General features: G+C 32.7%; 14 protein-coding genes and 2 pseudogenes. 5 read left to right on the top strand and 11 right to left on the bottom strand.

Annotation, left to right across the window (positions count from 1 at the left end):
- Nucleotides 1–376: 376 nt before the first annotated feature.
- Both DK857_RS11975 and DK857_RS11980 read right to left on the bottom strand, forming a co-directional pair.
- Complete coding sequence (locus DK857_RS11975) at nucleotides 377–673, bottom strand: hypothetical protein (protein WP_109402271.1); 297 nt, start codon at nucleotides 671–673, stop codon at nucleotides 377–379.
- Nucleotides 674–806: 133 nt separating this feature from the next.
- A complete protein-coding gene (locus tag DK857_RS11980) occupies nucleotides 807–1,043 on the bottom strand; it encodes a hypothetical protein (protein ID WP_109402272.1) in 237 nt (78 codons plus the stop codon).
- 335 nt (nucleotides 1,044–1,378) lie between these two features.
- Here DK857_RS11980 and DK857_RS11990 point away from each other — a divergent pair, with 335 nt between their 5' ends.
- On the top strand, nucleotides 1,379–1,705 hold the full coding sequence (locus DK857_RS11990; RefSeq protein ID WP_227003167.1) for an iron chelate uptake ABC transporter family permease subunit: 327 nt from the start codon (nucleotides 1,379–1,381) through the stop codon (nucleotides 1,703–1,705).
- 344 nt (nucleotides 1,706–2,049) lie between these two features.
- Here DK857_RS11990 and DK857_RS11995 read toward each other — a convergent pair whose 3' ends face one another.
- Nucleotides 2,050–2,646, bottom strand: coding sequence for a TetR/AcrR family transcriptional regulator (locus tag DK857_RS11995; protein ID WP_109402274.1), 597 nt, complete (start codon nucleotides 2,644–2,646; stop codon nucleotides 2,050–2,052).
- A gap of 152 nt (nucleotides 2,647–2,798) precedes the next feature.
- On the opposite strand from DK857_RS11995, the gene DK857_RS12000 reads away from it, so the two are divergent.
- Nucleotides 2,799–4,301, top strand: coding sequence for an MFS transporter (locus DK857_RS12000; protein WP_109393763.1), 1,503 nt, complete (start codon nucleotides 2,799–2,801; stop codon nucleotides 4,299–4,301).
- Between the two features lie 3 nt (nucleotides 4,302–4,304).
- Here the strand turns inward: DK857_RS12000 and DK857_RS12005 are convergent, their stop codons facing one another.
- The gene (locus DK857_RS12005) at nucleotides 4,305–4,493 is read right to left on the bottom strand and encodes a type 2 periplasmic-binding domain-containing protein (RefSeq protein ID WP_227003170.1); all 189 of its coding nucleotides are present in this window, start codon (nucleotides 4,491–4,493) and stop codon (nucleotides 4,305–4,307) included.
- Nucleotides 4,456–5,001: pseudogene (locus tag DK857_RS12010) on the bottom strand (carboxyl transferase domain-containing protein); the annotation flags it as partial. The gene DK857_RS12005 and the pseudogene DK857_RS12010, both read right to left, overlap by 38 nt.
- Before the next feature lie 302 nt (nucleotides 5,002–5,303).
- On the opposite strand from DK857_RS12010, the pseudogene ydeE reads away from it, so the two are divergent.
- A pseudogene (gene ydeE / locus DK857_RS12015) lies at nucleotides 5,304–6,492 on the top strand (efflux MFS transporter YdeE).
- A gap of 97 nt (nucleotides 6,493–6,589) precedes the next feature.
- Here the strand turns inward: ydeE and DK857_RS12020 are convergent.
- Both DK857_RS12020 and DK857_RS12025 read right to left on the bottom strand, forming a co-directional pair.
- On the bottom strand, nucleotides 6,590–7,126 hold the full coding sequence (locus DK857_RS12020) for a metallophosphoesterase (RefSeq protein ID WP_109393766.1): 537 nt from the start codon (nucleotides 7,124–7,126) through the stop codon (nucleotides 6,590–6,592).
- Between the two features lie 132 nt (nucleotides 7,127–7,258).
- Nucleotides 7,259–8,104, bottom strand: a complete 846-nt coding sequence (locus DK857_RS12025) for a helix-turn-helix domain-containing protein (RefSeq protein ID WP_109393767.1) — start codon at nucleotides 8,102–8,104, stop codon at nucleotides 7,259–7,261.
- 221 nt (nucleotides 8,105–8,325) lie between these two features.
- Between DK857_RS12025 and DK857_RS12030 the strand changes: the two genes are divergently transcribed.
- Nucleotides 8,326–8,883, top strand: a complete 558-nt coding sequence (locus DK857_RS12030) for a GNAT family N-acetyltransferase (RefSeq protein WP_109402275.1) — start codon at nucleotides 8,326–8,328, stop codon at nucleotides 8,881–8,883.
- Nucleotides 8,884–8,949: 66 nt separating this feature from the next.
- On the opposite strand, the gene DK857_RS12035 is transcribed toward DK857_RS12030, so the two are convergent.
- The 4 genes from DK857_RS12035 to DK857_RS12050 form a co-directional block, all read right to left on the bottom strand.
- Nucleotides 8,950–10,233 carry a cystathionine gamma-synthase family protein gene (locus DK857_RS12035; protein WP_109402276.1) on the bottom strand — a complete coding sequence of 428 codons (1,284 nt, stop codon included), beginning with the start codon at nucleotides 10,231–10,233 and terminating at the stop codon, nucleotides 8,950–8,952.
- Between the two features lie 281 nt (nucleotides 10,234–10,514).
- Nucleotides 10,515–11,315 (bottom strand): MetQ/NlpA family lipoprotein, encoded by an 801-nt coding sequence (locus tag DK857_RS12040; RefSeq protein ID WP_109393770.1) that lies wholly within the window; start codon nucleotides 11,313–11,315, stop codon nucleotides 10,515–10,517.
- 217 nt (nucleotides 11,316–11,532) lie between these two features.
- Entirely contained in the window at nucleotides 11,533–12,066 is a 534-nt protein-coding gene (locus DK857_RS12045; RefSeq protein WP_109393771.1) for a carbapenem self-resistance protein CarG family protein, read from the bottom strand.
- Nucleotides 12,067–12,272: 206 nt separating this feature from the next.
- Nucleotides 12,273–12,650, bottom strand: coding sequence for a lysozyme inhibitor LprI family protein (locus DK857_RS12050; protein ID WP_227003163.1), 378 nt, complete (start codon nucleotides 12,648–12,650; stop codon nucleotides 12,273–12,275).
- 546 nt (nucleotides 12,651–13,196) lie between these two features.
- On the opposite strand from DK857_RS12050, the gene DK857_RS12055 reads away from it, so the two are divergent.
- Nucleotides 13,197–14,285, top strand: a complete 1,089-nt coding sequence (locus tag DK857_RS12055; RefSeq protein WP_157957607.1) for an alpha/beta hydrolase family protein — start codon at nucleotides 13,197–13,199, stop codon at nucleotides 14,283–14,285.
- Nucleotides 14,286–14,341 lie beyond the last annotated feature (56 nt).

Genomic DNA, 14,341 nt, shown 5'->3' on the forward strand with positions numbered 1-14,341 from the left:
CTATATCGTAACGGAAAGGTGTTTTTCTTGGTATAACCTTTAATACCCACCCGCATAGCGGGTGGTTTTATATTTAAGACGCTGACGCGACTTAAACTGGCTAAAGCCCATAATAAATAGTAAAAAGGCTCGATATTATTTATCGAGCCTTTTTACTGAATTTTCTACATATCTACCCTATATTTTTGATCTAACTCTGAGTTTTTAATTATTCATTTTTTCACCATTTTGAATAAGTTCATAGATAATTTTATGTTTAAAGATGATGAATGTTTTATTTTGATCCGAAAATAAAGAGATACCATCATTTCTATAGTTTTTTTCTATTTCCTCACACAATAAAACTCTATTGTTAGCATTCTTACTCGTTGCAATTTTAGCTATGGAGGATATTAACGCTTCTTTTTTTATCCGGATTGAAAGTAGATAAATTATCTATTAAACTTGGCATTCTATTTTGAACTACTAAATTAACATCTCCTAATTTATTATTAATAAATTTTTTCACTTCATCTAAATAGTAATCTTTTGGTTTTAGATTATCTAAATCTTTTAATATTAAATTAAATATATAGTTATTATAGTCTATGTTGTGACTAAATTGATTACCAAATAATTTTAGTTTAATATTCTCAAAAATATCAATAACTAAATCAATATTAACCTTATTCATTAACGATATTTCTAATAGCCAAATTTGTGTATCTTTATCTAATTCAGATATCTTATGATAGACATCACTATTGAGATAATGTTCCGTTGATATTTTTTTCTTACCAGATTCATCAACTAAATAGAATTCTATTTTATTGTTTTTTACTATGAAATAGACACTCTCTCTTTATTTTTTCAATAATTGATATGAAGTCTTCATTATTATTTATAATGTTATTCTTGTTTATATTTTCTATAATGCTATCAATCCATACATTATTTTTTTCTAAAGGTCTATTTTCAGCTATTGTTTCTTTATTATTAACAATATCAAAAATAATATCTCTTAAGTTAAACTTTAACTTAACTTCGTTATCAATAGAGAACATGATGCTATCACTTTCAAAATTGGCATTAAAATAAATAATGTTAATGCATTATTTATTTCACCATGTCTAAAAAAATCTGTAACTTTATTTCTTAATGACATTATATCCTGTGGACTTTTATCACTAGAAAGTTTGTTCATTCTTTTATCACTTATATTAGCTCCAGCTATCGGTATACTTATCATTGCTATCTCTTATATTAGTTTGTTTAAGCATAAGTTATTCTAATGCCATTAAAATTTATATAAAAATACACACATTATTTTCCCTCGGAATTAATATAAAACTTAAGTTGATAAACGTGAAGTACCGATGTTATTTAAAGCATTAGGATTATATCCAACAATAAATCAGCAAGATATTTTGCATTTGCGGTCACATTGATTGTGGGAAGCGTTTTTTTATTAACGCGCTGGCTTGCCTTAATATCAATTGGTCGAGGTTTTGCCTCAGCTCGTGGATTACACATAGAGCGTGCCAGTATTATTTTATTAATCATTGTGTCCTTGTTATGTGCCTTAGTGACTTCAACAGTAGGTCCTATCGCTTTTATTGGCTTAGTTGCTCCTCATATGGCGATATTACTTGGTGCTAAAAAAATTAAATCACAATTGATTGTTTCGGGGTTAATAGGTGGAACCTTAATGGTTTGGGCTGATTAGCTTGGGCAAATATTTATTTATCCTGCACAAATTGCAGCAGGAACTTTAGTGGCGATTTTAGGTGGTAGTTATTTCCTATGTTTAATGTTGTTAAATCGTAGCCGTTGATTTGAAAAGCCTAAGATATCTACACTAATTTTTACTGATATTCTTAGGCTTTGATTGTTATTAATTACGCATAATTTTTACTGTTTTTATTGCTTTTATGATTAATGCGTTGTCATGCCTATTTAGAAATGGCCTTAGAGCCTGAAATTCAGCGTATTTAAATAAAAAGAGTAATAACTATTACCCTTTTCTCTTTTAGATACGCAATAATGTGACGTTGTCACGATAAGCTTTGGCTATTTTAGTAATTGTGTAAATTGCTGATATAGCATATTACCTAATGTTTCTGCGGTATATTCATCGCTATGACCTAAATTATCAACAGCGGCATGCATACCATGATAAATCAATGTACTGGTTAATCCCGGCTGTGTAACGTGCCAGGTTTTATTTTCTGTACCTGAAACTAACAGTGATTGAATTTGCTGTAATGCTCTATTTTCATGAATATTACTGCTTTGATGAAAGGCTTGATGAAAAAGCATATCGTGTAATTCTTGTTTTTCAACATAAGCAATAACGCTGATTTCACACCATTGTTTTAATTTTTCATGATGATCTTGTTGTGAGCAGGCATTCATTGCGTTATCTATTTTATTTAAATACCAATCCATATAGCGTGTTCTGAGCGCATCAAGAACGTCTGTTTTAGCAGAAAAATAGTGATAATACGTCCCTTTAGCTACCCCTGCTTTTTTTACGATATCGCTAACGGTTGTGGCATCAAAACCTTTATCAAGAAATAATGTTTCTGCGGCATTCATTAACTCTTCTAAACGAACCTCTGCGGGTTTTGTTCTCGGTTTATCTGTTGTTTGTTCTTCTAATGACATTGCTTATCTCCCTCAAAGTCGCTTGTAAAGAGTACTCTATATTAAAGTGACTCACAATAATGATAAATGAAACTCATTATCAATAAGTATTGACCGACAGTCAGTCGGGTATTATTATGCCAGTATTATTCATTATTTAGGCAATAAAGCTTATGACTTATTTAAAACGACTGTCACTTATCTGTGCCATTTGTTTAGGTACTTTTATGGCAACTCTTGATATTAGTATCGTCAATGTGGCTCTACCGACTATTCAAAATGATATTCATGCTGATATGGCAACCTTGCAATGGATTGTTGATGCTTATGCGCTTTGTCTATCAGCTTGTATTTTGTCATCTGGCCCTTTAAGTGATCGTTTTGGACGAAAAAAAGTGTGGCTATGGGGTGTGATTATTTTTACATTAGGTTCAATAATTTGTGCGATTGCACAGCAACATGAAATACTAATCCTTGGGCGTATTATTCAAGGTATTGCCGCTGCTGCACTTATTCCGGGTGCATTGTCTTTAATTACTCATGCTTTTCCTATTGATATTGAACGCGTTCGTATCATCGGAATTTGGTCTTCCGTTAGTGCGTTATCACTTATCATTGGCCCTATTTTAGGTGGGGTTTTAGTTCATACTAGTGGTTGGGCGAGTATATTTCTTATTAATATTCCTATTGGTATTATTACCGTTTTATTAGGTTGGTATGGATTAAGTGAGAGTGCTGATCCTGAAAATGTTGCTTTAGATCCTTTAGGTCAATTAACCAGTATGTTGGGATTAGGATTGCTGACTTATGGCTTAATTGAAGCTGGCTCTGTTGGGTGGACACATTATAGAACCCTATCAACACTGATTGTAGGTGTTATACTTCTTACCCTTTTCTTAATAATAGAAAAACGTGTTGAACGTCCATTATTACCACTGGCGTTATTTAAAGATCGCACGTTCTTTCAATATAATCTTTCTTCTTTTACCTTGGGTTTTGCCACATATAGTAATGTATTTTTTATCGCTTTCTTTTTGCAAAAAGCACAAGGCTGGAGTGCATTAGAAACAGGTTGGAGAATGGCACCAGAGTTTATTGCAATGGCGCTATTCTCTATGTCTTTTGGGAGACTCTCTTCTTATTTCTCAGTCAGAAAATTGATGATTTATGGTTTCTTATTTATCGCCATTTCTTCTTGTTTATTAGCGACATTAGCAACTAATAGCTACTATGGAATAACAGGAAGCTACCTCTTTTTATTAGGTGCCGGAATGGGATTATCAACGCCAGCAATAGGTGCTTTAGTGATGAAAAGTGTGCCACCATCTCGCTCTGGTATGGCGTCGGCAACCATGAATACATTAAGGCAAACCGGTATGACGATGGGAATTGCTTTATTAGGTACATTGATGGTGCAACAAGCAATCCATTATATGGTTATTCAAAGCCAAGTATTGGGAATATCTGTAAATTATATCGATATTGTCAGTTTAGTGACTGAAAATACGATAAATAATTTAGACAAAGGATTTGTCACTTTGTTACCAGAGGCATTTAATTCGGGATTTGCTTATGCGATTGCAACCGCAGGGATCTCATGTTTTGTGACACTATTTATTGTGCTTTTTCCTGTTAAAGCAAAACATACTGCACTTACTCAAGAAATCACAGATTAATATTTATAAACGCTGAGCGAGAAACTCAAGAAAAGACTCAATATTACGTGAAAGAGAGCTACGAGTTGCATATATTGCCATTAAATTAATTGTTGCGGGTTGTTGAGGAAATTCAATAGCCCGTAATTTTCCCGCTTCAATCATCTCAAGACAGCAATGCTTCTGCTTGTCCGCGCTCTTCAGCGCCGACACAAGGATAAGCGCCTGCAGAATCAATAAAAATAATAACAGGTAGATAAAAGCGCTCTGCCATTTTCATTAAACGTAATGCTTTTCTGTAACCTTCTGGTGATGGCATACCAAAATTGCGAAGAATTTTCTCTTTTGTATCGCGGCCTTTTTGTTGCCCAATCACCATGACTGGCATTTTTTCTAAACACGCTAAACCCGCAACAATTGCTTTATCATCGGCATAAGCTCTATCACCCGCTAACTCCTGAAAATCAGTAAAAATCGCATTAAGATAGTCAAGAGTATATGGGCGCATGGGATGACGAGCGAGTTGTACTATTTCCCAAGCCCCTAAATCAGTAAAAATAGATTTTGTTAGTGAAAGGCTTTTTTGCCTTAAGCGTGCAATCTCTTCATCTAAATTAATACCTGTTGGTTCATCTTGAGATTGCTTAAAGGTGAGCAAGGCATCTATTTTTTCGTCTAATTCCACAATAGGTTTTTCAAATTCAAGATGAATAAAAGACATAACGACCTCAGATTTAGTGCAGTAAATAAAACAGTAATTAGCTCAGTTTAGAAAAAATAACACTGTGGTGATAGAGAGGAATTTGATAATTACTATTATCAAAAATGGGATAATTAAATATTACTACAAGATCAGCAAGAAAAAATACAAGATCAAAAAGAGCTTTTTTGCTGACTGAAAGCTATACAGCAATTAGTAAGTCATGTATTAATACACAGTGCGCATTTGTTCTTTTTTCACCCGTAAAAAACACATAAACTATAAAACACTCTATAAAATACAAATAATTAGAAAAAAATAATATGTTCTCAAAAAAAACACGATCAACAACTGCATTACTATTTTCATCACTTCTTCTCACAATAGGAAGAGGTGCAACATTACCGTTTATGGCGATCTATTTATCGCGGGAGTATCAATTACCTGTCGATGATATTGGTATTGCTATGTCTATTGCATTAACAACAGGTATTTTTTTTCAGTCTTGGCTTTGGAATGCTTGCTGATAAATTTGAGAAAAAACGTTATATGCTACTATCTATTATAACGTTTATCTTTGGTTTTGCCGCAATACCTATGGTTCATAGTACTATTTTAGTGGTTATCTTTTTCTCAGTAATTAACTGCTCTTATTTAGTATTTTCAACTGTGTTAAAGGCCTATTTTTCTGAAACTTTATCGGTTTCAGCAAAACCTAAAATATTCTCTCTAAACTATACCTTTATTAATATGGGGTGGACGGTTGGCCCTCCGATTGGCACCTTATTATTAATGTATGGAACTCAACTGCCCTTTTGGCTTGCTGCTATTTCTGCTAGTGTTCCACTTTTTATGATCCAATTATTTGTTCAGCGTTCTAAAGCTATAAATGCGGGTGAAGAAAATAGCGTGAAGTGGGATCCGAAAATAATGCTAAAAGACAGAGCATTAAGTTGGTTTGTACTCTCGACTTTTTTCGGTACATTAACGTTTGGCTCTTTTGCGTCATGTATTTCGCAATATATTTTAGTGGTCTACGATGCAAAATTGGCAGAGTCTGTTATTGCGGTTGTATTACCTGTAAACGCCGCCATTGTCGTCTCTCTACAATATATTGTCGGTAAACATGTTACAGCCGAAAGGCTACGTAAATTAATGACGCTTGGTACGCTATTTTTTATGATGGGCTTACTTGGTTTTATGTTTGCAGGCAATAATTTAATCTTTTGGGCATTAGCTATCGGTGTATTTACCTTGGGTGAATTAATTTATGCACCTGGTGAGTATATGATGATTGATAACATTGCGCCGTTAGGAATGAAAGCAAGTTATTTTTCGGCTCAGTCATTAGGTTGGTTAGGTGCCGCACTTAATCCATTAGCTAGTGGTTTTATTTTGACTTCATTCCCTCCTATTTCTTTATTTGTGATTTTAATGGCGATTTGTGGTCTTGCTTGGTTTTGTATGATCCAAGGAATGAATGTAAGTCAAAAAAGAGCTATTGCACTGTAATTTTGGCGGTTAATTAGCATAAACCCAAAAGACATCCCGATGGATGTCTTTTTTATGGAATTCGTTTGCGAGTAAACCACGACTGCTAATAATAAGGTTATTTAGATGTTCTTCTTAGTATGGTTTCAATGCTAATGGGGAAAAAGTCATTCACATCGACACCGACATTAATTGCACTTTTTCCTAAAACATCTAAACGTTTACGTTGAGTGGGATCTTTTTGTGAATTATGGACATGACCATATAAATGAATAGAATCACGGAAAAAACCAGCCCATTCCAATATAGGGTAATGGAACATAACAATTTTTCTTTTTTTATAATCCAACTCAAAATAATCTTTTACCCATTCAAATGCAGATACATCAAATTCCGAATCGTCTAGAAACTTGTCGTGGTTTCCGCGGATAAGGTACTTTTTACCTTTTAATCGGCGCAAGATTTGATTAGCATCTCGCCCTGTACCTCGATAAAGAAAATCACCTAAAATATAGATTTCGTCATTATCAGAGACGTAAGCATTCCAATTATGAATTAGTGTGTCATTCATATGGCTAATACTATTGAATGGACGATCACAAAGATTGAGGATATTTGAATGGCAAAAATGTGTATCAGAAGTAAAATAAATCATAGTAATTTCTTAATAAATAATAGAATTATCAACCTTAAGAAAATATTTTCCCTCGGTCTGTATAGTGATATTTTTTCAAAATAATTTCCTCCTTTAGTTAAAAATTAAACGATAAGCACAATATCATCTGTCTTATTGTCGTTGATGTTGTTTACGGTAACTAGATAAAGATTTACCTGTTTCTCTTTTAAAGTATCGGCATAAATAAGAGGGATCATCAAAATGAAGTTTTATTGATAACTCATTTACCGAAAGCGAAGTGTGCATTAATAATGCTTTTATTTCAAGAGTAACTTGACGGTTAATCAAGGCCTTAGGTGCATCATTAAAAAATTGCTTTGTTATTTGTGATAAATAAAACGGTGTAATATTAAGCTTATTTGCATAAAAAGCCACCTCTCTATGCTCTAAACAGTGTTTTCCAATCAATTCCCAAAATTGCCAGCAAAGCTTTTCTTTACGGCTGAATTCTTTTTTAGCAATAGAAAAATGAGCAGGTATTAATTCAGTAATAGCAAAAAAGAGATTTTGTAAGTGATTTTTTAACATCAATTTTCTGTGTTCAGAATAATGGTTATCTATATATTTTAGTTGTTGAGTCCATCTGTTTAAGGCTTCATATTGCTCTTTGGGTGGATGGCAGACAGGATTTTCATGGAGAAAAGCAAATAAAGTATTAGAAAGAGAATAAGCAATTTCTGAGGCAAAAGATTTATCAAGAAAGCAATAAAATAAGCGAAAGTTTGCTGATTTTTGACTCAAAATTGTCATCATATCATCGCCTAATATAAGAATATCATTCGCTTTGATTGCTTGCTTTTGAAAGCCTATATTGATTATTGCCCTGCCTTCTAAACAAATCATAACCACAATATAAGATAGTGGTAGAGGATAACCAATTTCATTCGTCATATCACTTTCACCTATTATGACATGTTGTGATGATTCATTAAGTTGTGACAACACTTGACTCAACATAAATCAATTACCCTCTTTTAATTTTATCTAGCCCATTTGCTGTTTTTATATTTGACGATATTGAACTTAATAACAAGTATTTCCTTTTATTTAGTTGTCAAAAGTACCGATTTTGCCTCTTTTATGACATTCGGTTCTTTATTTCTTTTCTTTAGAATACACACATCTTAAAGACGTAAGATAAATTGCAGAATATTTAAAAATTAAGAGAAGTCATTGAAATGAAAACATTAAAAACGGAAAGACTTGTATTGCGCCCTTGGAAACTTTCTGATGCGTCAAGTTTGTATCAATATGCAAAAGATGAGCGTGTTGGCCCAATTGCAGGTTGGCCAGTACATAAAAGTGTTGAAGAAAGTGCCGAAATTATTCGCACTATATTTATGCGTGACGAAGTTTATGCCGTTACGTTACTTAATGATGACCAAGCTGTCGGCTTGGTCGGATTATCTTCCGCAAATGAGAGTAATTTTCCAATTGGAGATAATGATGCTGAAGTCTCTTATTGGATTGGAGTTCCATTTTGGGGCAAAGGTTTAATACCTGAAGCTGTAAAAGAAATTAGTCGGCATAGCTTTGAAACACTGAAATTGGATAATTTATGGTGTGGTTACTTCGCTGATAATGAGAAGTCACAAAAAGCACAAGAGAAATGCGGATTTAAATTTCATCATGTTATTGAAGAGCAATACGCAGAATTTTTAGATGAAGTGAAAGTTGAAAATATTTGTCGCTTAACTAAAGATGAATGGGTTGAGATCCAAAAACAGACCGATTAAAACAAAAACACCAGACTGTGAAATTCACATTATCTGGTGTTTTTTAATATTAACACAGCTATTTAATTAAGCACTTGCTAATGCTTGCGATAAATCAGCAATTAAGTCTTGTGGATTTTCTATACCAATCGATAAACGAATTGTAGTGTCTTGAATACCAATGCTATGTCTTAATGTCATTGGTACACCCGAATGTGTTGTTGAACCCGGATGACAAGCTAGAGATTCTGTTCCCCCTAGACTTACTGCAAGTTTAAAAATTTTCATTGCATTAAGAAAACGGAACGCTTCACTTTCTCCGCCCACAATATCAAAAGAGAACGTTGATCCTGCACCAGTGCATTGTTTGGCAAAAACCTGAGCTTCAACAGAATTTTTATCAGCAAAAGGTAAATAATGAATTGCTTTTACTTTTTCATGGCCACGCAGAAATTCTGCAACTAATAACGCATTCTGATTGGCTTTTTCCATTCTAATTTGTAACGTTTCTAAAGAACGGCCTAGCATCCAGCAAGAATGTGGATCAAGTTGTGTTCCTATTGCGCCTCTTAGTAATCTGATTTGATTAATCAGTTCACGAGAGCCCATAGCCGCACCAGCAACTAAATCTGAATGACCACCAACATATTTAGTTAAAGAGTAAACTGAAATATCAGCGCCTTGTTCTATTGGATGCTGATATACAGGGCCTAGTAATGTGTTATCACAAACGATGATAGGACGATAGCCTTGCGTTTTTTCTAATTGATCAGCAACATTTTTTAATGCTTCAATATCTACTAAGGAATTAGTTGGGTTTGCAGGAGTTTCTGCAAAAATAACGGAGACACGCCCTTTTTGACTGGCTACATTAGCTTGTTCTTGAATAAGTGAATGGTTAAGTCCATCAGTAAATGGTGTGGCTTGAATACCAAATTTAGCCAGTGTTTTGGCAATTAATGTCTCAGTTCCGCCATAAAGTGGCTGTGAGTGTAAAATAACATCATCAGGTTGCGTTAATGCCATTAATGTTGTGGTAATTGCAGACATTCCTGATGAAAATAATACACAAGATTGTGTATTTTCATAAACGGCCAACCTGTCTTCAACAATCTCACTATTAGGTTGATTAAAGCGAGAATAAACCAAACCTGCTTTTTCACCTTCAGGTAAAGGTTTTCTACCACTTACGGTATCAAAAAAAGCTTTACCCTCTTCAGCGCTTTTAAAAATAAAGGTAGATATTAAAAACACAGGTGGTTTAACTGATCCTTCAGAGAGTAATGGATCAAAGCCATAGCTCATCATTAATGTTTCTGGTGATAATTTATGTTCGCCGATATATTGTTTTTTCAGTTGAGAGTCAGTCATTTTTTTATTTCTTATGTTTAATGAAGGATCTTTATCATACTGAAAAAAATTCATGTTGTTAGAATGTTTTATATAGAATAAAAACCAATAGTTATATAAAAATAACGAGCTCTAACATAAAGATAACTTTAAATAAAAGGTTCTATCCATTCAGTGGTGTTTAATCAAGGTGATTTAACTAAATAAAAGTTGATTATTCTAGTTAAAAAAGAAGGAAAAAGTAGGAAAAACTTAAAGATAAAAAGAATGAACACCTCTTTTTACCTTTAAGTTAAAGGATGTTACCAAGCTCTTACAGCATCACCTTTATACATTTCTTTGAATTTTAACTCGATTTGTCTTGAATGCAGAACTGAAACCAGTTTTTTTATATTTTCATCATTTTTGTTATCTTCACGCGTAACAATAACATTAGCATAAGGTGAATTTTTATTTTCTAAGATCAATCCATCACGAGTCGCAATTAGCCCAACTTGGGATGAAAAATTATTGTTGATTATAGCCATTGTGACACTTGGATCATTCAATGCTTCGGTAAGCTTAGGTGTGTCAACTTCAACAAAAGTAATTTCTTTTGGGTTATAGATAATATCGTCCACTGTTGCTGTGAAACCAACATTATCGTTAAGAGTAATGAGATGATTTTCTGCTAGTAATAAAAGTGCTCGCCCTTTCATGCTAACTTCACTTGAAATTGCAACGACATCACCAGGCTTTAATTCATTTATATCGCTAATTTTTTTAGAGTATGCGGCTAAAGGAAAGATATACGTTTTACTGGCAATATGAAATTGGTAGCCATGCTCTTTCATTTGAGCTTGAAGATAAGGAATGGATTGAAACGCATTTGCATCAACTTCTTTATCGTTCAATGCCTTATTAGGTTGAACATAATCATTGAAAGCAACAATCTCAACATCTAATCCTTCAGTTAATTTCGCTAAACGAATAACTTCATCCCAAATCACTTGATCAGGCCCTGTATTAATTGCCACTTTTACTCTATGTGTATCTTCTTGTGAGCAAGATACAGTAAATAGTGATATTGAGGCTAGAAGTAAACCTGTAATAATTTCCTTCATATCTCCCTCTTAAACAGATCTTGATAAAACAGCGCCATAAAAATCATTTTGATTAAGAAATATCCTAACAATAGATTAATAACAAGGAACAAGAAATGATACAAGTACCCAATGCATATAAAGAAAGGAATATTGTTTATATTTTCACAATGCATTGTTTTATAAAATAAAAAAGAAACACATCATAATATGATGTGTTTGCTATTTAATTGTAGATTTATTCATTAATAATTTTGTTTATGCAATTATCAGAATACGCATCTTCTACGCTAAGATAGGATAATTCAGTTACACAATAGCTATTAAATTGCCATTTAAACTGAATTTCATCACCTTTTTTATTTTCTAAAATAGAATAGCTAGAGAAACGGATTGGAGTGGTTTTTTGTAAGTTGTTTCCTACTTTTTCCGCACTTAACAAAACAACGTGGTCTTTTTTCTCAATGAATTTGAAATCAGAGATAGTGATATCTGTACCTTTAATCTTATTGTTGTAAAGACTCAAAGCATTAGCATATATGGACGGAACAATATAAACTTTTTGATCGCTTCCTTTGATATAAACAGTTGCCATATCAACAGATGTTGAATCATTTAATGGCCGTTTAGACTTAACAACGACATCAGGAACACCATCACCATTAAAATCGATAAGATTTACTCCATATTCAAGTTTAATATCTGCTGATGTTGAAGCAAATGGTAGCGATAAGAAAAGTAATCCTAGCCCAAGTTTTAATATCTTATTCATTGTATTCACTTCTTTTTTTACTTATTACTTGTGCATCAGACTACTTTGTAGCAGTGATTAGTCAAGGCATTTTATGTTTCAAAATAATACAAAATTTACAATTGTATCATTTATAAATTATTTTCATGCTAAGCATTATACTTATTTGACTATTATAAAAAGAATATATCTTTAATATTTATATTTTTTAGATTTAATGTTTCGATTTAATATAGAGCAATGTAATTTTTAAGATCGCTAATTCTTTCATTTGTTTTATCTTTTAAACAACTGCTATATACCATAGGGGCTAAACTACCGCCTTGATAATAGTCAGCTTCATATTGACAAGAGAGGTCTCTAAAATTAATCCAAACCAACTGGGCTTGTTTAAGTTGATCCTTTCGACTACCTTCTAATTTGGCATAATATTGTTGATAAATATGGTTAAGTTCTTCATCTTTTTGCTGAAAATCTTGATATACACATTGGTTAATTTCAGTCTGAGTCGCTGCATTCCGACAATCGAAATTATCTGCTTGTAAATGTATAGACCAAAATAGTATACCGCCAGATATTGCACCGAATAGGATAATTTTTTTCATCATACCGTCCATTTTTTGATTAAAAATATCGCTAAAGATATTTACTTAATTCCTTTACTAATTAGTTTAAAAGATAAAAACAAAGTAAGTTCTTTATTAGTTTAGCAATATTTCTTATATGACAATTACGTGAAAACAACGCAAAATCGCTCTATTTTAGATAGTCAAATTTAAATTTCAATGTTTAACCTTTAGTAATTATACTGATATTTTGTTTAGAGAAAATACTTATTTAATACAAATTTAAAAAAATGATAACTCAATATCCTTTTTCTTTAACAAAAAATGTCATTTATAAAAAATTAAGTAAAATAGTGGTCATTTTCTATTATTTTTTTCGTACTGAAACATTTTTATTAAAAATATCTAATAAATTTCACTTTAATAAGAAACTCCTCTTACTAGTTCTTATTTAAGGAGATTTTAATAAAACTAATTCAATTAATTAGACTAATCAGTCTAATTAATGCATATTATATAAATATGGTCATAAATGATTTATTTATAATACTTACGGGTCTATACCCATCGTGGATTTTTCAAGCTATGAAAAAATGTTTCAAATCAATTTGGCTTTATTCAGGGCTTATCACTCTTATTTTTGTGATTATCATTAGTGGTGGTCAGTATTCTGATTTTGAATTGGATGATCATGCTTCAGTGATAACACCGATTAGTTTTGCTTCTAAAACGGATACTTTATCTGGAACATTAATTTTACCGGATCAGAACAACATAAAAGCAGTTGCTATTTTTGTTCATGGTGATGGCACTCAAGATCGCTTTTCTAATAGTGGATATTTACCATTAATTAATAGTTTGCTGGATGCAGGTATTGGTGTGTATACATGGGATAAAGCTGGTGTGGGCGAAAGCCAAGGAAATTGGTTGCTTCAATCTATGCAAGATAGAGCAGATGAAGCGCGAATAGCCTTACAGCTTATTCAAAAGAAATTTACCCATACTGATATTAAAGTTGGTTATTTGGGATTTTCACAGGCTGGATGGGTTATCCCTATTGCCGCGACGCAATCTAAACCTGATTTTTCCGTCATTATTGGTGGGGCTGTAAACTGGCGAGCTCAAGGTGCTTATTATCATCAAGTCCGTTTAAAAGCCGACAATGTTGATGATAAGGAAATTACTCGAAGAGTCTCAGAGCAACTGCAACAAAATGATCGTGTATTTGGCATTAATGGTAGCAATGATATTTCAGCTCAGGGAGATATGTCTGATGATCGCTTCTATTTTGTTATTCAAAACTATTTAAACGATTCATCTAAAGATTTACCTCATATGAATGGACGAGTACTGGCTATGTTTGGTGAGTTAGATCTGAATGTCGATGCATCAAAAAATGCATGTTTATATAAAACCCTATTAGGAAATCATGTAGATAAAACAGTTGCCCTATTCCCTAATGCCTCACATGGCTTATTAAAAGCACCGTTTTTTAATTATCAATTAGAGAATCAATGGCCTTGGTGGAAACAGATGCTTTTTATTTATCAGGGACGAGATAGCTATTCCTCTGATGCTTTAAATTACTTAACAGCGTGGATCACTGAAGATGCAACAATACTTTCTGATTATGTTGATTTTAAATGTGAAAGTGGCAATACAAGTTTAAGATAAAATGTAGATAACACCTAAATAAAAACCGCTCTTTAGGCGTTAAAGTGTAAGAATTT

Source organism: Proteus terrae (assembly GCF_003144325.1).
In the GTDB taxonomy this organism is placed as follows: domain Bacteria; phylum Pseudomonadota; class Gammaproteobacteria; order Enterobacterales; family Enterobacteriaceae; genus Proteus; species Proteus terrae.

Bases quoted from the DNA above. Each gene is read 5' to 3' on its own strand.
- DK857_RS12020 (WP_109393766.1), bottom strand. From the start codon at position 7,126: ATGATTTATTTTACTTCTGATACACATTTTTGCCATTCAAATATCCTC.
- DK857_RS12035 (WP_109402276.1), bottom strand. From the start codon at position 10,233: ATGACTGACTCTCAACTGAAAAAACAATATATCGGCGAACATAAATTA.
- DK857_RS12050 (WP_227003163.1), bottom strand. From the start codon at position 12,650: ATGAAAAAAATTATCCTATTCGGTGCAATATCTGGCGGTATACTATTT.
- DK857_RS12000 (WP_109393763.1), top strand. From the start codon at position 2,799: ATGACTTATTTAAAACGACTGTCACTTATCTGTGCCATTTGTTTAGGT.
- DK857_RS11975 (WP_109402271.1), bottom strand. From the start codon at position 673: ATGAATAAGGTTAATATTGATTTAGTTATTGATATTTTTGAGAATATT.
- DK857_RS12055 (WP_157957607.1), top strand. From the start codon at position 13,197: ATGAAAAAATGTTTCAAATCAATTTGGCTTTATTCAGGGCTTATCACT.
- DK857_RS12025 (WP_109393767.1), bottom strand. From the start codon at position 8,104: ATGTTGAGTCAAGTGTTGTCACAACTTAATGAATCATCACAACATGTC.
- DK857_RS12040 (WP_109393770.1), bottom strand. From the start codon at position 11,315: ATGAAGGAAATTATTACAGGTTTACTTCTAGCCTCAATATCACTATTT.
- DK857_RS12030 (WP_109402275.1), top strand. From the start codon at position 8,326: ATGAAAACATTAAAAACGGAAAGACTTGTATTGCGCCCTTGGAAACTT.
- DK857_RS12045 (WP_109393771.1), bottom strand. From the start codon at position 12,066: ATGAATAAGATATTAAAACTTGGGCTAGGATTACTTTTCTTATCGCTA.
- DK857_RS11995 (WP_109402274.1), bottom strand. From the start codon at position 2,646: ATGTCATTAGAAGAACAAACAACAGATAAACCGAGAACAAAACCCGCA.
- DK857_RS11980 (WP_109402272.1), bottom strand. From the start codon at position 1,043: ATGTTCTCTATTGATAACGAAGTTAAGTTAAAGTTTAACTTAAGAGAT.